This is a genomic window from Trebonia kvetii (genome assembly GCF_007827045.1).
GTDB classification, from domain to species: domain Bacteria; phylum Actinomycetota; class Actinomycetes; order Streptosporangiales; family Streptosporangiaceae; genus Trebonia; species Trebonia kvetii.
Genome location: NZ_RPFW01000004.1, coordinates 86,055 through 104,655 on the forward strand (window position 1 = coordinate 86,055; position 18,601 = coordinate 104,655).

An 18,601-nucleotide genomic window follows, 5' to 3' on the forward strand; every position below is an offset into this window, starting at 1 on the left:
CCCTGGACGGCTCCCGTTCGCATCAACCGCGACCGGCCGTCACGGAAGCCGCCAGGCGCGGGCCGGCGCCCGGATAACCGCCAGTGCGGGCGGCGGCTGTCCTGGCACCGGCCCTCGCACGGTCAGAACGCCGCCGCGGCGGGCGACGCGGGCCCGGAGCCGGCGCCGGAGGCACGGACGGCGGCGGCGATCTCCGACAGGTCGTCCTCCTTCAGTTCCAGGCTCGCCGCTGGCAGCCATCCGTCGACCTGACGCGGGCTGCGAGCGCCGACGATCGCGCCGGTCACCCCGGGAAAGGCCAGCGTCCACGCGACGGCGATCGCGGCCGGCGTGACGCCGTGACGCTCGGCGACTGGGCACAGCGCCCGCGCCAGGGCCAGGTTCGCCGACAGGGCGGGCTCGGTGAAGTCGGGGTGCCTGGCCCGCCAGTCGCCCGGCTCGAGCAGGGCCGCCCTGCCCGCGGTGAACGCGCCGGTGAGCAGGCCCGAGGCCATCGGGCTGTAGACGATCGCCCCGGCCCGGTGATCGCGGGCCCACGGCAGGACGTCGCTCGCGGCGTCGCGGTGAATCAGGTTGAACGCCGGCTGGATGGCGTCGACCGCGCCGGTCTCGCCGGCCGTCTCCAGCTGGGCGACGCCGTGGTTGGACAGCCCCGCCGCGCGGATCTTGCCCTCGCGCTTGAGATCGGTGAAGACCTGCCAGTACTCCTCGAGCGGGGTGCCGTCCTCGGCCGGCCAGTGCATCTGGTACAGGTCGATCCGCTCGACCCGCAGCCGCCGCAGTGAGCCCTCGACCTCGCGCCGCAGGCTGGCCGGCGCGCCGGCTCGCCGGGGCGTAGCGGATCGGTCGGCGGGGTCCCAGACCAGGCCGCCCTTGGTGAAGACATAGGGCCGGTCCGCCTCGGGCACGCCGCGCAGGGCGGTGGCCACCACCTCTTCTGAGTGCCCGAGCCCGTAGACGGCGGCGGTGTCGATCCAGTTGATGCCTGACTCCACCGCGTGCCTGATGGCCGCGACGGACGCGGCGTCGTCCTGGTTGCCCCAGGCGAAGGCCCAGTCTCCGCCGCCGATGGCCCAGGCGCCGAAGCCGGTCCTGGTCAGCTGCATGCCGGTGCTGCCAAGCTGTGTGGTCGGAAGAACGGTTGTCATGATCTTTCTCCTTGCTGTGTTTGATCCGTTGGTGTTCGCTGGCTGGCCCGTGGCCAGCCCGCAGGCTCGCTCAGCCCGAGGCGAGAATGCCGAGGCCAGCGCTGAGCGAGGCGATGATGGCCCCGCCGACGGCGACCGCGACGAACGACCGGGCGAAGCTGGTCTGGAAGAACTTGTGCCGCAGGTAGGCGAGGATGAGCAGTTCGGTGGCGACCACGATGACCGCGGCGCTGATCGCCGCGCTGTAGCCGGGGATCAGGAACGGCAGGGTATGGAAGATGCCGCCGGCGAACGTGCCGCCGCCGGTGATCGCGCCGCGCAGCACTGGGCTCCCGCGCCCGGTGAGGTCACCGGTGTCGGACAGTCCTTCGGAGAAGGCCATGCTCACGCCCGCGCCCAGGGCCGTCGCCGCGCCGGTGTAGAACGCGGTCATCGGGTGGTGGGTGGCGAGGACCACCGCGAATATCGGCGCCAGGGTCGACAGTGATCCGTCCATCAGCCCGCTGAGCCCGGGCTGGACGCGCGTGAGCAGGAACGAGTGGCTGCCGGTGTCCGTGGTGACCGGCGGGGCCTCGGTGGTTGCGATGGTTGTCATGGCCGTGCCCTTTCAGTTCTTGGTGAAATGTCCGGAATGTCGTTGTCAGCTGAGCTCGGCGGCGGTGCCGTGGGCGAAGCGTGCGATCGAGTACAGGCACAGCACCGCGAGCAGGATCGAGAAGGTCAGCACCGCGGTGAACGTCGCGGTGAGCTGCGACAGCACGCCCACGCCGACCACGGGGATGATCAGGCCCGCGTAGCACGCCACGAAGAAGGCGGAAAGCGTCTGTCCGCGCCGCTGCGCCGGGGCCAGCCGATTGACCGTGGCCAGGCTGCCGAGGAAGATCGCGCCGGTGGCCACGCCGCCCGCCACCGTGCCCGCGAGGAACAGGCCCATCGCGGACTGCGCCAGTGCGGCGACGATCAGGCCGAGCGCGATGAGGAACGCGCCCAGGCCGGCCAGCACCACTGGGCCGCTGCGGAACCGTGACACCGCGACCTGCGTGACCGCCGCCACCGCCAGCAGGAGGAACACGACGGCGCCCTGGATGGCGTGGCTGCCCTGATGCAGCTGTCCGGCCAGGAAGCCGGGGACCAGCGAACTGAAAAGGCCGAGCAGGGCGAAGGCGGCGAAGCCCGCCACGCCGGCGGCGATGAACTCACCCCGGCCTCGTTCCGGTACGCCGAGCCCGGCGAACCGCAGGGCGGGCCGCGTGCGGCGCCGCACCGTCTCGGGGACCAGCAGCAGGATCAGGCCGGCCGCCGCCAGGACCGCCAGGTACGCCTCGAACACCAGCGTCGTGGGGTCCGGCGCGTACTGGGCGAACAGCCCGGCGACGAGCGGCCCGAGGCCAAGGCCCGTCATGTTCGCGGCAGTGGCCACCAGCGACGCCCGGCGGCCGGCCGAGGCCGGGGCCAGTTCGGTGAGCATGGCAGTCGCCGTGCCGGTCATCAGCCCGGCCGACAGTCCGGACACGATGCGGGCCGCGATCAGCGCCCCCACGTCGGGGGCGAGGATGAACACGACCGTGCTTATCGCGCTGGCGCCCAGGGCGACGGCGAGCACCGGCTTGCGTCCTGCCTGGTCCGAGGACCGCCCGGCGAGCAGCAGCGTCGCTATCACCGCGACGGCGTAGACGGCGAAGGTCACCGTCACGATGGCCGCGGAGAAATGCCAGCGGCCCTGGTAGATGACGTAGAGCGGGGTCGGCAGCGTGGTGCCGAGCATGGTGATCGTCAGCACCAGCGCCAGCAGCCAGAACGCGATCCGCCCCGGGGCGGCCGAGGCTGCCCGCCCGGTTGGCGCCTGCTCGCCGGCTATTCGGCGAGCGACTTGGGTGCTCGTCATGTCTTGGCTCCCTTCTGGTGTTCCGATGGACGAGAACCACACTCGCGGCTGGCCGGGTGAGCCGGCGTCACACGACAGGGTGATCCGCGGGTCGGCGGCGCCCGCGGGTCCCTTGCGACGTACTGTGGGAGCGGTGCCTGTCGAGGAGAGCCGCCGTGGAGCCTGCCGCCCGGCCAGGGGCCGTTGACGCTCCGGCCGCCCCCGCCGTCCGGGATGGGGTCGTCGCGCGCTCCTCGCTGTCGCGGCGGCTGACCGAGGCACAGCGCGTCGTGCAGGTGTCGGCGCCGGCGGGGAGCGGGAAGACGGTCCTGCTCCGGTCCTGGATCGCGGACTCCGGGCTGGATAAGCAGGTCGCCTGGGTGGTGGTGCCCGCCGGGTGCGACGCTCCGCGGTTCTGGATCTCGGTCGCGGACGCGCTGCGTGGCACATCCGCCGGGTCCGCACTGGTGCGCGTGCTGACGGCCGCGCCCGACCTGGATGGCTGGACCGTGGTCGAACGGCTGCTCGACGACCTCGCCGCGCTGGCGGACCGGATCTGGCTGGTCATCGACGACCTGCACGAACTGTGCCCGCCCGAGACGCTGCGCCAGCTTGAGCTGCTGATCATGCGGGCACCGCCCGATCTGCGGTTCGTTCTCGTCACCCGCAGCGACGTGAGACTTGGCCTGCACCGGCTGCGGCTGTCCGGCGAGCTCACCGAGATTCGCGCCGCCGACCTGCGGTTCAGCCCGGCGGAGGCGCGTGCGCTGCTGAACACGGCGGATGTACCGCTGTCCGACTCCGCGATGACCGTCCTGTACGAGCGGACCGAGGGCTGGGCGGCGGGACTGCGCCTCGCGGCGCTGTCGCTTGCCGGGCACCCCGATCCGGAACGCTTCGCGGCCGAGTTCGGCGGCAGCGAGCGCACCGTCGCCGAGTACCTGCTTGCCGAGGTTCTGGACAGACAGCCGGAAGAGGCGCGGCGGCTGCTGCTGCGGACCTCCATACTCGACCGTGTCAACGGCGAGCTTGCGGACCTGCTGACCGGGGATTCTGGCGGGGAACGAGTGCTGCAGCGGCTCGAGGCGGCAGGCGCGTTCGTCGTCTCACTCGATGCGCGGCGATCGGCGTTCCGCTACCACCAGCTGTTCGCCGAGCTCCTCCAGCTTGAGCTGCGGGCGAGCGCGCCGGACGAGCTGCCCACACTGCACGAGGCAGCGGCCGGCTGGTATGCCGAGCACGGGTATGCCGTGGAGGCGGTCCGCCACGCCCAGGCCGCTCGCAACTGGGACCTGGCCGCCCGGGTGCTGTCGGACCACTGGATCGGCCTCGGTCTCGCCGGGCTTGGCGGCACCGCGCACGAACTGCTCGCACGGTTCCCCGCGGCGGTGATCGCCGCGGACGCCGAGCTTGCCGCCCGAGAGGCCGGTGACCAGCTGACCAGGGGCTCGCTTGCGGAGGCGGAGCGGTACCTGGCGCTTTCCGCCCGGGCACTTGAGTCGATACCCGCGAACCGGCGCGGGCGCGCGCAGGTGGTGTTCGCCGCGGTGCGCATGCAACTGGCCCGCAAGCGCGGGGACATCACGGCCGTCGCCGAGCAGGCGCGGCCCCTGCTCGCCGCCGCCGGACAGGGCCAGCAGGAGCTTGGCGGGGACCTGCGGGCGCTCGCGCTGATCAACCTCGGCATCGCCGAGATGTGGACGTCGCGCGTCGATGAGGCGGACAGGCATCTCACCGACGGCATCGCCCTGGCCCGCGAGATCGGCCGGCCCTACCTGGAGCTCAACGGCCTGGCGTTCCTGGCGCAGCTGGCGAGCTGGCGGTCCTTCCCGCTTGGCGCGGAGCGCGGGCGGCAGGCGATCGAGCTCGCCGCCAAGCACGGCTGGGCGGACGAGCCGGTCGCCGGCGTCGCCTACATGGCCATCGGCGTGGCGATGATCGTCCAGGGACGGATCGAGGACGCGGAGCACGCCCTCGGCCAGGCAGAACGCATCGTCCGTACCGAGGCGGACCCGGCCGCGGGGATGCGGCTGCGGTACGGCCGCGGCATGCTGGAGTACGTGAGCGGCCGTCCCGACGCCGCGCTGCGCGCGTTCCAGGACGCGCAGCGGCTGTCAGACTCGCTCATCACGCCGCACACGCTCGCGCCGCGGCTCCGTTCCCACCTGTTGCAGACCCTCGCCCGCGGCGGCCGGACGGACCGCGTCGAACAGGCCCTTGCCAGCATGGACACGGCGGAACGTAAGCGGGGCGAGACCCGCATCGCCGAGGCATCGCTGCGCCTCGCCCAGCACGACCCGCAGGCGGCGGTCGCCGTGCTCGGGCCCGTTATCGACGGATCGGCTCCGCTGCAGAACGCCCATCTCTGGGATGTCCAGGCGCTGCTGCTCCAGGCGATCGCCTGCGACACGCTCGGCGACGCGGCCGCCGCCAGGCGGGCGCTCGAAGGGGCCCTCGACCGCGCCGAGCCGGAGCGCCTGCTCTTCCCGTTCCTTTACGACCCGGCGCCCGACCTGCTCGACCGCCATCGCCGGCTCGGCACCGCCCACGCCGCGCTGATCGCCGAGATCCTCGGCCTGCTGGCCGGCCGGGAACCGGGCGCCGCGTCGGACGGACCGCGGCGGCTGCGCGAGCCCCTCAGCCACGCCGAGGCCCGCGTGCTGCGCTACCTGCCCACGAAGCTGTCGGCACCGGAGATCGCCGACGAGATGTACCTGTCGGTCAACACGGTCAAGACCCACATGCGCCACCTGTACGACAAGCTCGGCACGCACCGCCGCCACGAGGCGGTGGAGCAGGCCCGCGCACTCGGGCTGCTAGCGCCGTCACCGCGACGGCCCTGATCCGGGCCGCGATCACCCGCCGGTGTGACGCGGGCTCACCCTGTCACGTCGGACGCTGGGGCTTGTCGGATTAGCGCTCCAATCACGGGAGGCAGGACATGACCACCATTCAGCCTGCAGAGCAGCACGTCACCGCTGCCAATGGCCCGGCGGCGGCACCGGCCGTCGCGTTCCTCGGCACCGGCCGGATGGGCGGCCCGATGGCCGCCAACCTGGCCCGCGGCGGCCTGGACGTGCGCGTGTGGAACCGCACCGCCGCCCGCGCCGCGGCCATCGCGGCCGACGGCGCGGCCGTGGCGGCGAGCCCGAGCGAGGCCGTCAGCGGCGCCAGGGTCGTCATCACGATGCTCGCCGACGGGCCCGCCACCGAACAGGCCGCCACCGGTCCCGATGGCTTCCTCGCCGCGGCGAAGGGAGCGATCTGGGTGCAGATGGGCACCATCGGCATCGAGTGGACGGACCGGCTGGCCGGCGTCGCCGCCGCCCACGGCGTCACCTTCGTCGATGCCCCGGTCTCCGGCAGCGAGGGGCCTGCCAGGGCCGGCCAGCTCACCATCCTGGCCAGCGGTCCCGACGAGGCGAGGGACGTACTCGCCCCGGTGTTCCAGGTGCTCGGCCGGGCCACCGCCTGGCTCGGCGAGGCGGGTAACGGCACCCGCGCCAAGCTAGTGGTCAACACCTGGCTCGCCGACCTCACCGAGACCACCGCGGAGACCCTGTCCTTCGCAAGGCGGCTCGGCCTCGACCCGGCCGGGATCGTGGACCTGCTCGCCGACAACCCGCTCGGCGCGCCGTATGCGGTGCAAAAGGCCCGTGTCATGCTGTCCGGGGACTTCAGCCCGGCGTTCGCGCTCAAGCACGCGCTCAAGGACGCGGAACTTGCCGTCGGCGCCGCCCGCGACGCGGGAGCCAACCTCGCCCTCACCAGCGCCCTGCTTCCGCGCTGGCGCGACACGGCGGCGAGCGGCCACGCCGACGACGACCTTTCCGCCGTCTACCTCACGGCCTGACCAGGCCGGCCGCGCGGCACCAGGTAACCACCGGTTACGGGCTGCCGCCCATCCGGCTGATGATCTCGTCGACGAAGATGTTGTGACTGTTGCCGAATTCCACCAGCTGCGCACGGTCGATCTCGTCCGGCAGCGTCCGCAGCGCGTCGTCGGCTTCTTTCTCATAGCCGTTCTTGCGTAGGAGGTCGACCACCCATTGCCTGCTGTACGCCATAAGCACCGCCAAGGCTCTCGTCAGGCAAGCACGCCCGCCGCACGGTAACGGCTGCGCGCCCCGGCCACAGTGGCTACCGTAGCACCGGCTTCCGCGGGGGCAGCGGGCCGCGTGGCCGGGGGCTAGTGGGCCGGTGCTCAGCACGAGGCGACGATCCGCACGTCCGTGGCGGTGCTGACCGGGATCCGGACCTGACTTGAGGCGTTGGGCTGCTGCACCGTGTACGCGCCGCCGCTGCCGCTGATCAGGGTGCCGCAGACAGTTCCCTGCGGTGTGTCGACGCTTATCAGCGCCGGCGGCTGCGACGGTGCCCACCACCAGGTTCCGATCGCGGCCACGAAGAGCAGTAGCGATGCGCCGATCAGTAGCTTGGCCCTGCGGAGCTGACCAGACGCCGTGAGCGCGCAGGCGATTTCAAACTGGCGGACCCCGCCATAGGTGGCGACGACCTCGGTCAGGTTGAGTTTCGCCGGCGTGCCCGCGGCCGCCTGCAGCGCGAGCCACAGCCCGGCGATGGCCGCGAGCAGTCCGCCAAGTGCCAGGATGGTCAGCGCGATCAGCCAGCCGGTGGTGACGTCGCTGGCCGCGGCCGGCCCCTTCAGTAGCAGTCCGCCCGTGGCCAGGGTCACGAACGCGGCGAGCCCGGTGCGCCATTTCTCGGCCGCCGCCTGAGCCGACGGCAGGCTCTGGTCGCTTAGCTGCTGCCAGCGGGCCTGGTCCTGCAGGCTGGCCACCGTGGGGCCGGCCGCAGGCTTGCGATACTTGGGCGGCCGCTGGCCGGCCGTCGGCGCGACCGGTCCCGATGGCACCACGGGCGTCCCCATCAGGCTTCCGGCTGGACTTCGACGCGGAAGTTGATGCCGCATCCGTACTTGACGCCATCCGGGCGTCCGGCATGCGCTTCGGTGCAGGCGCAGGAAACCGTCAGCGGCACGTAGTCGTCGTCGGCCTGGACAGACTCCGTCCGGCGCCAGCCGAGCGTCGTCATCGCCTCGCCGGTGACGACGTCGAGCACCTGGCTGAACTTCACGTCGTCCGTGCAATACGGACACGTTCCCGTCACCGTCGCGGTGCTGATGCCGCTCGCGCTGCGGATGCTGGCCGTGAGCTTGCCGTTGAGCAGGTAGTCGTAGGCGACTTCGGTCCAGCGGTACGCGTTCGGCGCGTCCGTCTGATAGGCGACGGGCGGCGGACTGGCGGAACCGGCGGAACCGGCGGGATTCGCCTGACCGCCGGAACCGGGATCTGCGGACACCATGATTGTCTCCCTCTTTTCTCGCGCCGTGACGGCGCTCAGACAGCTCCGACGGTGATGAGCGGTGCCCAGCGGGACAGGTAGCCGTTCCTGTGCCGCGGGTCGGCAAGGAAGCGGCGGGTCATCGCGCGCAGCGCCTCCGGCATCGTGGACGCGGGCAGCCGGTGCAGGACTCCGTTGAGGAACCGGCTCGCGATCGGGTCGTCGGCCAGTTCGCTGGTCGTGGCGAGCACTGCCAGGCTCCCGCGGGTAAGCGCGATCGTGGCCAGGGTCAGCGGGTCGCTGTCCGCCGATCCGGGTGCGTTGGCTCCCCAGCAGGCGGCGAGCACGAGCTGGTCCGGGGTCCGCGCGTCAAGGAGTGCGGCCGGGGTGAGCAGCACGCGCGGCGCGAGCTCGAGGTAGTGCACCATTCCCGGCACTGGCCGGCCGTGTCCGGCGATGACGATCAGGTCATGCCGCCGCCCCGACGTGACGGCCGTCAGCGCCACATCGGCGGAGGAGAACGCGTCAAGCGCCACCCGCTTGTCGTCGGCGAACGCGACGAGGTCGTGGTGCTTGATCTGCGTGCTGCGCCACTGGCCGACCGTGCGCGGCCTGGACATTTCCCGTGACCCGCGCACATGGTCCGCCAGCGTGAGTGACGGCGCGACGGCGAGCGTGAAGCGCTCGCCGAGGAACGCCTCGCCGACGGGAACCGCGGGCCACGGCAGCGCCCACAGGTCGCCGAGCGGCACGATGAGCAGCCGCGCGTCGTCCGCCAGTCCCTCGAATGCCTGGGCGGGCAGCAGGTCCGCGAGCGCGCTCACCTCGCCGGGCCGGGCCAGCGGATGCAGGCCATCGCGTGCCAGCGAGGAAACCAGCCGCTGAACGGCCGCGGAGATCTCCCGCAGGCCGCTCCGGGCCGGGCGGCCGGGCCCGGCGCTCAGCCAGGCCAGCTGATCCCCCGCACCGGGGACCAGCGTCACCAGCAGCACGTCCGCGTTCGCGGCGGCCCGGTCGAGCAGCGGCACTGCGTCATCAGGCGAAAACGACCGGTACAGGGCGGCGGCGATGTCGGCGATCGCCCGCTCGGCTCTTTCCGGCATCCCGCCGCGCAGCGCGAGCCGCCCGACGAGCCTGGCCCGCCACTGCGCGCTTGCCATGTTCGCCGCGAGATCGGCGCCGTCGGCCGGCAGGCTGCTCGCCGTCGCCAGCACCTGCGACGCGAGCTGCGCGTCGGCGGCCGCTGCCGCCGGAGGGATCTTCTCGAGGAGGCCGGCCAGACGGCGGCCCGCGAGGTTCTCGAACACGGTGATGAACGCGCCGGGATCGGCGTTCCGTACCGCGGCCCGGATGGCGGCCGAGTAGACCATGGCGAACCGGCGGAGGTATTCCTGCTGGTACTGATGCAGGTCCTGGGATGACCGCATCGCCTCGATCGCCAGCACGGCGTCGACGCGCGCCCGCGTCTCCGCCGCGGTGTCCGCCATCGCGCCCGCCGCCCGCGCCATCCCGTCGAGCGCCGTCGCGGAACTTGGCAGGTCCCCGAGCTCCCTGTTGGCCTCCAGTGCGCCCTCGAACAGCTGGTACGCCTCCTGCGGCAGGTCAAGCGCGTAGGCGCAGCGGCCAAGACCGTACAGGGCCCACGCCTCGCCGCGGCGGTAGCCGCCTTCGGCGGACATTTCATAAGCCCGCAGGTAGTAGCTCCTTGCGCCGTCGAGGTCAGCGAGCCGCAGACATACCTCGCCGAGGGCGTCGCACGCGTTGACCGTTCCGATCAGCGTTCCCGACCGGCCGGCGGCGTCAAGCGCGCGGGTCAGGGCGGCCTTCGCCTCGTCCAGCCGGCCGCGGCTCCGGTACAGGTCGCCAAGCTGCTGTGCCGCGTTCACGATGCCGACGTCCGCCCCGAGTGACTCACTCAGCCGCAGCGCCTCGGCAAGCGCACGTTCGGCCGCATCGTCTTCGCGCAGCCGGACCAGTGCCTCACCGCGCCCGGTCAGCGCCGCGGCAAGGTAGACGCGCTCGTCCAGGTCCCTGGCCAGGTCTGCCGCCCGGCCGAACGTATCGGCGGCCTGCCCCGCCGACCCGGACAGCAGCGTCAGGTAGCCCACCGGCACCAGCGCGCGGACCAGGCCGAACCGGTAGCTCGCCGCCTGCGCCAGCTCCATGGCGCCCTCGTAGTGTGCGGCCGCCTCCTCGAACCGGTCGGCCTGCCGTGCCGCGTCACCCAGCCCGACGAGGGCGTCGACCACCGGCAGCGGGTGCAGCCCGTCCTCCTGGGTCGCGCGGAGCGCGGTGAGCGCGCTCCCTGCCGCCGCGGTGTCGTTGGCGATCAGCGCGGCGTCGGCCGCATTAGTCAGCTCCACCTGACGCTGCCAGGTGTCCCAGGAAACCAGGAACTGGTCGCCGGGCATCGCGGGCACCGCCGGGTCCGTCAGGAAATGGAACCGTCCCCGCAGCCCAAGCGCGCCGGGCACCGGGATCCGGTCGGCGAGCGATTTCGCGAGCTCGCCCGCGGGGCCGCCAGTCCAGGACGCGTGCAGCAGCCGAGACACGTCGGCCGCGCTGCGGTTCTGTCCCCCCACGCAGTCAGTATGCCGAAGCATGCCGTCCATCAGGCGCCAGAACGGCAGACGCCGGTCGCGCCGATCAAAGATCGTATATTTACCGACCGGCCCCGGTTCCGTAGGGTGGCCCTAGCGCCGGGCGCGGCGACCAGCCGCGCCCTGACCACGTCCAATGAGGGGCAGGTGCGATGCCGGACATTCTTTCCGTCTATGCCCAGAGTCAGCCGGGCAAGCTGGCGGTCGTCGACGACAAACCCGACGGAATCGTCGTGGCGTGGACGTACGCGGAGCTCGAGGCGCAGGCCAACCGGGTGGCGAACCTGCTGCTTTCGCTGGGCGCCGGGCAGGGCACGAAGGTCCTGTGGTGCGGGCCGAACTCGCCCGAGGTTTGGGCGGTGATCAACGCGGCTCGCAAGATCGGCGCGATCGCGGTCCCGCTCAACTACCGGCTGACGGCGGAGGAGGCGTGTTACGTCATCGACAACAGCGACGCGCCGATCGCCTATGTCGATTACGAGCACGCGCCGATGTTCGCGTCGCTGCGCGGCAAGCTGCCGAAGCTTCAGCACGTGATCGCGGTCGGCGGGGCGGCACCGGACGGAATGCTGACCGACGCCGACATCGCGGCCGCGCCGTCGGACCCGCCAGCGGAGAGCGACGGCACCGGCACCGGCGGCACGATGATCTACACCTCGGGCACGACGGGCAAGCCCAAGGGCGCGGTCCGGTCCGGCGGCGCGGACCCGGAGGCCCTGGCCGCCCTGCTTGGCCTGTTCGGCTACCGGCCCGACGACGTCTACATCACCTCGGGCCCGCTGTATCACAGCGGGCCCGGCGCGTTCGCGGGCGCCGCCCTGCTCTACGGCCAGACGGTCGTCGTGCAGCGCAAGTTCGACGCCGAGGACTGGCTGCGGCTCGTCGACAAGTACAAGGTCAGCTCGACCTTCTCCGCGCCCGCGCTGGTCAGGATGATCTGCGCGCTGCCCGCCGAGGTCAAGGCCCGCTACGACCGCTCCTCTATGCACGTCATGATCGCCAACGCGGCGCCGTGGAGCTTCGCGCTCAAGCAGCAGTACCTGGCGGACTTCCCGCCCGAGTCGCTGTTCGAGGTCTACGGGTCCACCGAGCTCGGCGTGGACACCGTGCTGCTGCCGAAGGACCAGCTGCGCAAGCCGGGATCGTGCGGCCAGCCGGCGCCCGGCATCGAGATCCTGCTGCTCGACGACGACGGCGCTGAGGTCACCGGGACAGGACCCGATCATCCCGGCGAGGTCTTCATCAGGTCGAAGGGCGTGTTCGACACCTATTACAAGAACGACGCCTCTTACGAGGCGAACAGCCGCGGCGACTACCACACCGTGGGCGACGTCGCCTACTGGGACGACGAGGGCTACCTGTACATTTGCGACCGCAAGACCGACATGATCATCCCCGGCGGCATGAATGTATACCCGGCCGAGATCGAGGCGGTGCTCGAGCAGCACCCGGAAATCTTCGACGTCGCGGTGTTCGGCATCCCGTCCGAGGAATGGGGCGAGGCGGTGCACGCCACCATCGTCAGGGCGCCGGGGTCGTCGCTGACCGGCGAGCAGGTCACCGCGTTCGCCCGCGAGCACCTGGCCAGTTACAAGGTGCCGCGCTCGGTGGCGTTCACCGACGAACTGCCGCGCACCGGCTCGGGCAAGCTGCTCAAGCGCCAGCTCCGCGCCCCCTACTGGGCCGCCAAGCAAGGCAGCTGAATCCCGGCCAGCCGCTCTCCAGGCTCGCGCGCCGCGGCGGGCGGGCCAGAGTTAGCCCAACCCGTTCGGGAGATTCAAGATCGATATCCCGAACGGGTTGAGCTTGCTGCTATCGCGGCAGGAAATCCAGCAGCAGGGCATTGACCTGATCGGGTGCTTCGAGCTGCATCCAGTGACCGGGGCCGTCCAGGCGCTCGTACCGCCACGGGCCGGCCACGTTCGCGGCCGATTCCGTCATCTGCGTCTCGGTCAGGGCCATGTCTTTGCTGCTCCAGATGCCCATGGTGGGCGCCTGCACCGGCGGCAGCGACGGCGGCGGCTGCACCCAGGTCTCCGGTGAGACGTTGGCCCGGTACCAGTTCAGGCCGGGCGTAAGCGATCCGTTCGTCTCCAGGTCGGCGATCACCTGGTCGGTGTCGGGATGCCCGGCCCAGTTGCGGAAGTTGGCCCAGTCGTCCCCGCTCAGCCAGCGCTCGGCGATGCCGGGGAACTGGAACAGCAGCATGTACCACGACTTCTCGCGCTGCCGCGGCGTGCGGCGGAAGGTGGTGGGGTGGCCGACCGACAGCACGACCAGGTGGTCGACGGCGGCGGGCGCCAGCGATGCCAGGCCCCAGGCCAGGGCGGCGCCCCAGTCGTGCCCCACCACGTGGGCCTTGGCGACGCCAACGTCGCCGAGGACCGCCAGGACGTCCCCGGCCAGCGTCATCAGGGAGTAGGCCTCGACGGCCTCGGGCTTGCCCGAGCGGCCGTAGCCGCGCAGGTCGGGGACGATGACCTGGAACCCGGCGCCGGCGAGAGCCGGTACCTGATTCCGCCAGAGCCGGCCGGAGTCGGGAAAGCCGTGCAGCAGCACGACCGGCCGCCCCTGCCCGGTGACCTCGTACTCGATCCCGACCCCGTTGACCTCTACCCGTGCCATCTGTGTCCTTTCATCCGGCCTTCATGGGGAAACCAGTGCGAGAAGCTGCTCCCGGGTGGGCCCGAACGGCGGCGCGTCGCGCCAGCCGCCCCCCAGCCGCAGGGTCTTGTCCCGCAGTCCCGGCCGGGCGAAGACCTTCGCGGGCGTATCGAGCACGAACCTGATGTCAAAGTTCGCCCGCGTGCATTCCGGGTCCCGTCCGAAGGCGGCGTCGAGCGCCTTCTCCAGCTGATAGCCGGGGTCGCGCGAGTCGTAGCGGCCGCCGCGGATGCCGGCCTCGATCTCGCCGACCCGGTGCCGGTCACTGGCGAGGGTGGCGCGGTACCACGGTTCGACTGTTTCCGCGGTAGCGGCGTGGAATGCCGCCGCGAAAGCCGCCGGATCGGCCGCGTCCACCGCCCGCAGCTGATCCCGCAGCGTCAGGGCGTGCAGCAGGCCGATCGACGCGCCACGGCCGTTGGCGGGATTGGAGCACGCCCAGGAGTCGGCCACCGCGACCACGCCAGTGGCGACCGGCTTGCCGTCAAGCACGAAGCCTCGGTACCGGTCCTCGAGCCGGGCCATCACCGCGACGCCGTCGTCGATCGGGGTACCGTCCACCCAGTGCGCGACGAGCGGAAGGCCGCGCATCACCGCTTCCCAGCGGCCTGCCTCGCGCAGCGGCCGCAGCGCCGTGTCGGTCGACGCGGTTACCAGGACGACGCCCCAGGTCCCGTTGTCCGCGGGCAGGGTGATCGACGAGATGGTGCCCCAGTGAATCTGGGCTGGCCCGATCATGGGCGGCAGCGACCCGTCCGCCGACCGGAAATGCCGGCCGTAGTACACGAAACCGACGTCTTCCAGTTCCTCGTCAGGGCGCCGGGCGCCGATGTCCTCCAGCCAGTGCGGCAGGGCGGACCGCCGTCCGCTCATGTCCACCACCAGGTCCGCGGTGATGACCTCGCCGGCCTTGGTCATGACTCCGGTCACGTGCGGGACCCCCGCCAGCGCCGGCGTGCCGCCTACCAGGCCCGCGACCGCCGTGCCGCGGCGGATCTGCACGCCTGGAGCCGACTCGGCCGCGGCGGCGAGCACCGCTTCGACGAGGACGCGCCGGCCGGTCAGCAACGCGTAGCGTTCGTCGCCGTCGAGCCAGCCGCCGCTCATCTTCGCGGGCAGCACGTCGCGGACGTAGTTCATCCGCAATGCGCCGGCGTCCTTCAGCGTGCTGGCGGCAGCGGGCAACTCGGCGTCGAGAATGGCGCGGAATCGCGGCAGGAACGTATGCGCCATCCGGAACTGGTTCAGCCCGGGACGCTGCCATTGCTCCCACGCGTCAACCGGGTCGGCCGGCGGGCCGTCGGCGTCCCGCTCGAGCACGATGACCCGGTGACCGTCACCGGCCAGGAGCATCGCGGCCCCGAGGGCTACGACGCCTGCCCCCACCACCACGATCCGCGCCATGATCCGCCCCCGTCGCCCGAACCAGCGCCACAGTCTGAGGTTAGCCTCGCACCCGCCGAGGCGACAGGCCTTGCGCGGATCCGCGCGGCGCGCTCATGCGTTCACCGTAACGCGGTGCCTGTCCAGGGACGTATTCGCCCGTGCTGTACCAGTTCGCCGTACATCCGCGGCTCGACCGGGCTGGTGGCGAGCCGCACGATGTCGATCGCCGCCGCGTCGGGTGACTGCGCCTTGGACATGTCGGTGAACCACGGCCGCGACGCCCGGGTGTCCACCAGGCCAGGGCAGACCGCCACGATCAGCTGCCCGGCTTGCCTGGCCTGCTCGCGCCGGTCGCGTGCGTAGATCCGGACGGCGGCGACCTGGCCGATCTTGGACGCGATGTTGATCCAGTCGGGCCAGCCCTGCGCGGCGGCGGCGCCGGAGCACACGGCAGCGGCGTACTCGAGCATCGTCTTGTCAAGGTCGTCAATGCTCATGGTCTCGGTGTCGAAACGGGCGTGCAGGTGAGCCGGCAGCCCGGCGAGCGTGCCGAAGTCGCTGGCGGTGACCACGAACCGGCCGCCGGGGCGCAGCAGCGGGCCGAAGGAGCGGATCATCGCGGTGGTACCGAGATTGTTGGTGTCGATCAGGTCGCCGACCTGCGTGGCGTAAGCGACCCCTGGGCTGATCCCGGCGGCGGCGTTGGAATCCACGAAGTCCACCCCGCCGTGCCTGTCGGCAATGCGCCGGGCAAGCGCGCGTACCTCGCCGTCGTTTCGCACGTCGCACACCTCGGGCATCACGGGCAGCCCGTCACCAGCCAGTGCGGCTGCGGCTGCTTCCACTCGCTGCCGGTTCCGCCCGGTCAGGTAGACGATGTCCCGCGTGCCCCACGCACGCGCGAGCCCGGCGACCACTGCCCGGCCGAGGCCCTGGTTGGCCCCGGTGACCAGGCCGATCCTGACGTCGCTCACCAGTTACCTCCTGTCATCGCGATCCGATGCCAGGAACGGTACGAGCGCGTGGGGAACCAGCTGGTGCCCTGCGGTCACCCGTCCGCGGCCGCGGCACTGCGGTCCCTGGCGGCGAGCAACTCGTCGGTATGCTCCTCCGCCCACCGCGACAAGGTCCGCACCGGCTCAAGCAATGTCCGGCCAAGCGGGGTGAGCCGGTACTCAGACCCGGGTGGAGCGGCGCGCAGCGCCCGCCGCTCCACCAGCCCGTTGGCCTCCAGCTTGCGCAGGGTCTGGGTCAGCATCTTCTTGCTGATCCCCCCGATTCGCTCGTGCAGCTGGCTGTACCTGGCGGGCCCTGCGGCCAGCGCGACCACGGCGACCATCGACCAGGTATCTGCGACCAGATCCAGCGTCGTGCGCGCCGGGCAGTCGGCGACGAACACGTCATAAGCGACCACGCCCCCGATGCTACGGCTACCGGCCGGCCTGCCGCGAAGACCGGCCGCGCCCGCTCGGTCAGGCCGCGAATACCACGGTGATGGAGACGCTGAGCTGCTGGCTGCCCGGTGAGATCGGCACCGACCCCTTCGCCGCGGCGGCACTCTCCGCGCCGTTGAACACCGGGTAGGGCTGGGTGGAGACCTGGTCGGTGATGCTGAGCACCGGTCCGAGCGGCTGGCCGAGCGCCTTGGCGTACTGTCCCGCCTTCGCCGTCGCGTCGGCCACGGCCCTGGCCCTGGCCTGGGCCAGCAGTGCGCTGGTGTCGGTGAGGTTGAGCGAGATGCCGCTGACGGTCGTGGCGTTGCCGCCGGCGTGCACGGCCGCGTCAATCTGCCTGCCCGCGGCGGCGAGGCTGTTGAGCGTGGCGGTGATCGACTCGCTGACGCTGTAGCCGTTGGGCGTCTGCGAGTTGTTCGGGTAGTTCGGCCAGATCGAAAGGCCCGAGGTCTGGATGTCCTTAGCGGCGACGCCGTCGGCTCGCAGTGCCGCGGTCACCCGGGTGACCGCGTTGTTGGCGTTGCCAAGCGCCGATCCGACCGACGACCCGTTCACCTGGACGCCCATGGAAAGCACAAGCTGATTCGGGGTGCCCGTTACGTTGCCAGTGCCGGTGACGGTGATCCGCGCGGCCCCGTTCGTCGAGGTCAGCACCGCCGTCCGCGTGCCCGCGGTTGTCCCTCCGCCCGATGGCGATGCCGTCGGCGACGGCGCGGCGCCGCTCTGGCTGTTGCCGAGCGCGAACGCTCCGATCAGCGCGGCCGCGGCAATTCCGCCGATGGCAAGCGCACGATGAGCAGGGGTGAAGGTAATGGCCATGGCCGGACTCCGGTTCTGTGAGGTTCCTGCCACTTGGACGCGGCGGCACGGCACGCGGTTCCTCGTCAACTCACCAGAAACCCGCACCGCGTCCGCATCCTCAACGGCGCCCTTTATAGCCGGGTTCGTCCCTGCGGAAATCGATATATGTCACTGCAGGGGGCGGGGGGCGGAGCACCTGCGGCGCCAGGGGTCCGAAATGATTAGCGGCACTCTTTTTTGTGAATGATCGCGCGGTACGCTAGAGCTTCGCATCGTCGCGTGGGGGGCGCATGGTTAGTTCGTGCATAACAACCGCTAACATTTTCCTTTTCCGCAAATGACAGCGGACACGCACGACGAGGTCGTGCCGTTTGAGGCCGCCGACGGCAGGACGGCAAACCTGCTGCACGTGGTCCGCACCGGCGCAGAGAGCGTCCCGGCCAAGGCGGCGGTGCTTCTCGTGCACGGAGCCGGAGTGCGGGCCAACATCTTCCGCGCCGCCGTGCCGATCACCGTGGTGGACGCGCTTCTTGATGACGGATTCGATGTCTGGCTGGAGAACTGGCGCGCCAGCATCGATTTGCCGCCCTCGCAGTGGACGCTCGACCAGGCGGCCGTCTTCGACCACCCGGCTGCCGTCGCGAAGGTCCTCGAGCACACGGGGCGCGACAGCCTCAAGGCGGTCGTGCACTGTCAGGGCTCGACCAGCTTCATGATGGCGGCCGCCTCGGGCCTGCTCCCCGAGGTCACCACCATCGTCTCGAACGCGGTCTCGCTGCACCCGGTGATCCCGCCGCTCGCCAAGCTGAAGATCGACTGGTTCCATCGGCCCGTCCGCGCGCTGACCCGCTACCTCGACCCGCACTGGGGTGTCGAGGCGCCCGACGCCATCGCGGCGGCGATCACCGGCTGGGTGCGCCTGACGCACCGGGAATGCGCGAACACCGTGTGCCGCCTGTCCAGCTTCACCTACGGGGTCGGGCATCCCACGCTCTGGTCGCATTCCCTGCTCAATGACGCCACGCACGAATGGCTGAAGAACGAGTTCGGTCCGGTGCCGCTCAGCTTCTTCTTCCAGATGTCGCGGTGCGTCGACGCCGGGTACCTCGTTCCCGCCCAGCGCTTCCCGCAGTTCCCCGATCGCTTCGGCACCGGCGCGCCGCGCACCGACGCGGCGATCACGCTGCTTGCCGGGGAAGAGAACCGCTGTTACCTTCCGGAAAGCCAGCAGCGCACATTCGACTATCTCACCGCTAATGGCCGAGGCCAGTATGCCCTGCATGTCGTGCCGCGATACGGGCATCTGGACATGTTCATGGGGAAAGACGCATCGCGCGACGTATTCCCGTTGATCCTGGACGCATTGCGGACCAATTGAGA

General features: G+C 71.2%; 16 protein-coding genes. 4 read left to right on the plus strand and 12 right to left on the minus strand.

All coding sequences use genetic code 11. The features are described 5' to 3' along the window. Positions 1–122: 122 nt before the first annotated feature. The 3 genes from EAS64_RS20400 to EAS64_RS20410 all read right to left on the minus strand — a co-directional run bounded on the left by EAS64_RS20400 (position 123) and on the right by EAS64_RS20410 (position 3,033). A complete protein-coding gene (locus EAS64_RS20400; RefSeq protein ID WP_145855057.1) occupies positions 123–1,148 on the minus strand; it encodes an aldo/keto reductase in 1,026 nt (341 codons plus the stop codon). A 70-nt stretch (positions 1,149–1,218) separates the two neighbouring features. Then, entirely contained in the window at positions 1,219–1,743 is a 525-nt protein-coding gene (locus EAS64_RS20405) for a VIT1/CCC1 transporter family protein (RefSeq protein WP_145855059.1), read from the minus strand. Between the two features lie 45 nt (positions 1,744–1,788). Further along, positions 1,789–3,033, minus strand: a complete 1,245-nt coding sequence (locus EAS64_RS20410; RefSeq protein ID WP_187366058.1) for an MFS transporter — start codon at positions 3,031–3,033, stop codon at positions 1,789–1,791. A gap of 155 nt (positions 3,034–3,188) precedes the next feature. Between EAS64_RS20410 and EAS64_RS20415 the strand changes: the two genes are divergently transcribed. Both EAS64_RS20415 and EAS64_RS20420 read left to right on the plus strand, forming a co-directional pair. Continuing rightward, positions 3,189–5,855 (plus strand): winged helix-turn-helix domain-containing protein, encoded by a 2,667-nt coding sequence (locus EAS64_RS20415; protein WP_187366059.1) that lies wholly within the window; start codon positions 3,189–3,191, stop codon positions 5,853–5,855. A gap of 98 nt (positions 5,856–5,953) precedes the next feature. Next, entirely contained in the window at positions 5,954–6,865 is a 912-nt protein-coding gene (locus EAS64_RS20420; protein WP_145855065.1) for an NAD(P)-dependent oxidoreductase, read from the plus strand. A gap of 34 nt (positions 6,866–6,899) precedes the next feature. On the opposite strand, the gene EAS64_RS43680 is transcribed toward EAS64_RS20420, so the two are convergent. The 4 genes from EAS64_RS43680 to EAS64_RS20435 form a co-directional block, all read right to left on the minus strand. Further along, on the minus strand, positions 6,900–7,058 hold the full coding sequence (locus tag EAS64_RS43680; RefSeq protein ID WP_187366060.1) for a hypothetical protein: 159 nt from the start codon (positions 7,056–7,058) through the stop codon (positions 6,900–6,902). A gap of 158 nt (positions 7,059–7,216) precedes the next feature. Beyond that, on the minus strand, positions 7,217–7,903 hold the full coding sequence (locus tag EAS64_RS20425; protein WP_145855067.1) for a hypothetical protein: 687 nt from the start codon (positions 7,901–7,903) through the stop codon (positions 7,217–7,219). Further along, a complete protein-coding gene (locus EAS64_RS20430; RefSeq protein WP_145855069.1) occupies positions 7,903–8,337 on the minus strand; it encodes a hypothetical protein in 435 nt (144 codons plus the stop codon). The genes EAS64_RS20425 and EAS64_RS20430 overlap by 1 nt, the downstream gene beginning before the upstream one ends. A 35-nt stretch (positions 8,338–8,372) precedes the next feature. Then, positions 8,373–10,898, minus strand: coding sequence for a tetratricopeptide repeat protein (locus EAS64_RS20435; RefSeq protein ID WP_145855071.1), 2,526 nt, complete (start codon positions 10,896–10,898; stop codon positions 8,373–8,375). 170 nt (positions 10,899–11,068) lie between these two features. Here EAS64_RS20435 and EAS64_RS20440 point away from each other — a divergent pair, with 170 nt between their 5' ends. After that, positions 11,069–12,619 (plus strand): class I adenylate-forming enzyme family protein, encoded by a 1,551-nt coding sequence (locus EAS64_RS20440; protein WP_145855073.1) that lies wholly within the window; start codon positions 11,069–11,071, stop codon positions 12,617–12,619. A 109-nt stretch (positions 12,620–12,728) separates the two neighbouring features. On the opposite strand, the gene EAS64_RS20445 is transcribed toward EAS64_RS20440, so the two are convergent. The 5 genes from EAS64_RS20445 to EAS64_RS20465 all read right to left on the minus strand — a co-directional run bounded on the left by EAS64_RS20445 (position 12,729) and on the right by EAS64_RS20465 (position 17,239). After that, entirely contained in the window at positions 12,729–13,541 is an 813-nt protein-coding gene (locus EAS64_RS20445) for an alpha/beta fold hydrolase (RefSeq protein ID WP_145855075.1), read from the minus strand. Between the two features lie 21 nt (positions 13,542–13,562). Next, positions 13,563–14,984, minus strand: coding sequence for an NAD(P)/FAD-dependent oxidoreductase (locus EAS64_RS20450; protein WP_145855077.1), 1,422 nt, complete (start codon positions 14,982–14,984; stop codon positions 13,563–13,565). 101 nt (positions 14,985–15,085) lie between these two features. Beyond that, complete coding sequence (locus tag EAS64_RS20455) at positions 15,086–15,940, minus strand: SDR family NAD(P)-dependent oxidoreductase (RefSeq protein WP_222849467.1); 855 nt, start codon at positions 15,938–15,940, stop codon at positions 15,086–15,088. Between the two features lie 74 nt (positions 15,941–16,014). Then, positions 16,015–16,380 (minus strand): winged helix-turn-helix transcriptional regulator, encoded by a 366-nt coding sequence (locus tag EAS64_RS20460; protein WP_145855079.1) that lies wholly within the window; start codon positions 16,378–16,380, stop codon positions 16,015–16,017. Positions 16,381–16,438: 58 nt separating this feature from the next. After that, a complete protein-coding gene (locus EAS64_RS20465) occupies positions 16,439–17,239 on the minus strand; it encodes an SIMPL domain-containing protein (RefSeq protein WP_145855081.1) in 801 nt (266 codons plus the stop codon). 319 nt (positions 17,240–17,558) lie between these two features. Here EAS64_RS20465 and EAS64_RS20470 point away from each other — a divergent pair, with 319 nt between their 5' ends. Continuing rightward, on the plus strand, positions 17,559–18,599 hold the full coding sequence (locus EAS64_RS20470; protein WP_145855083.1) for an alpha/beta fold hydrolase: 1,041 nt from the start codon (positions 17,559–17,561) through the stop codon (positions 18,597–18,599). Positions 18,600–18,601 lie beyond the last annotated feature (2 nt).

What these genes read in the sequence shown, in the direction of transcription:
- EAS64_RS20465 (WP_145855081.1), bottom strand. Translation starts at nt 17,239, where the DNA reads ATGGCCATTACCTTCACCCCTGCTCATCGTGCGCTTGCCATCGGCGGA.
- EAS64_RS20470 (WP_145855083.1), top strand. Translation starts at nt 17,559, where the DNA reads ATGACAGCGGACACGCACGACGAGGTCGTGCCGTTTGAGGCCGCCGAC.
- EAS64_RS20430 (WP_145855069.1), bottom strand. Translation starts at nt 8,337, where the DNA reads ATGGTGTCCGCAGATCCCGGTTCCGGCGGTCAGGCGAATCCCGCCGGT.
- EAS64_RS20425 (WP_145855067.1), bottom strand. Translation starts at nt 7,903, where the DNA reads ATGGGGACGCCCGTGGTGCCATCGGGACCGGTCGCGCCGACGGCCGGC.
- EAS64_RS20450 (WP_145855077.1), bottom strand. Translation starts at nt 14,984, where the DNA reads ATGGCGCGGATCGTGGTGGTGGGGGCAGGCGTCGTAGCCCTCGGGGCC.
- EAS64_RS20440 (WP_145855073.1), top strand. Translation starts at nt 11,069, where the DNA reads ATGCCGGACATTCTTTCCGTCTATGCCCAGAGTCAGCCGGGCAAGCTG.
- EAS64_RS20410 (WP_187366058.1), bottom strand. Translation starts at nt 3,033, where the DNA reads ATGACGAGCACCCAAGTCGCTCGCCGAATAGCCGGCGAGCAGGCGCCA.
- EAS64_RS20405 (WP_145855059.1), bottom strand. Translation starts at nt 1,743, where the DNA reads ATGACAACCATCGCAACCACCGAGGCCCCGCCGGTCACCACGGACACC.
- EAS64_RS20420 (WP_145855065.1), top strand. Translation starts at nt 5,954, where the DNA reads ATGACCACCATTCAGCCTGCAGAGCAGCACGTCACCGCTGCCAATGGC.
- EAS64_RS20400 (WP_145855057.1), bottom strand. Translation starts at nt 1,148, where the DNA reads ATGACAACCGTTCTTCCGACCACACAGCTTGGCAGCACCGGCATGCAG.
- EAS64_RS20445 (WP_145855075.1), bottom strand. Translation starts at nt 13,541, where the DNA reads ATGGCACGGGTAGAGGTCAACGGGGTCGGGATCGAGTACGAGGTCACC.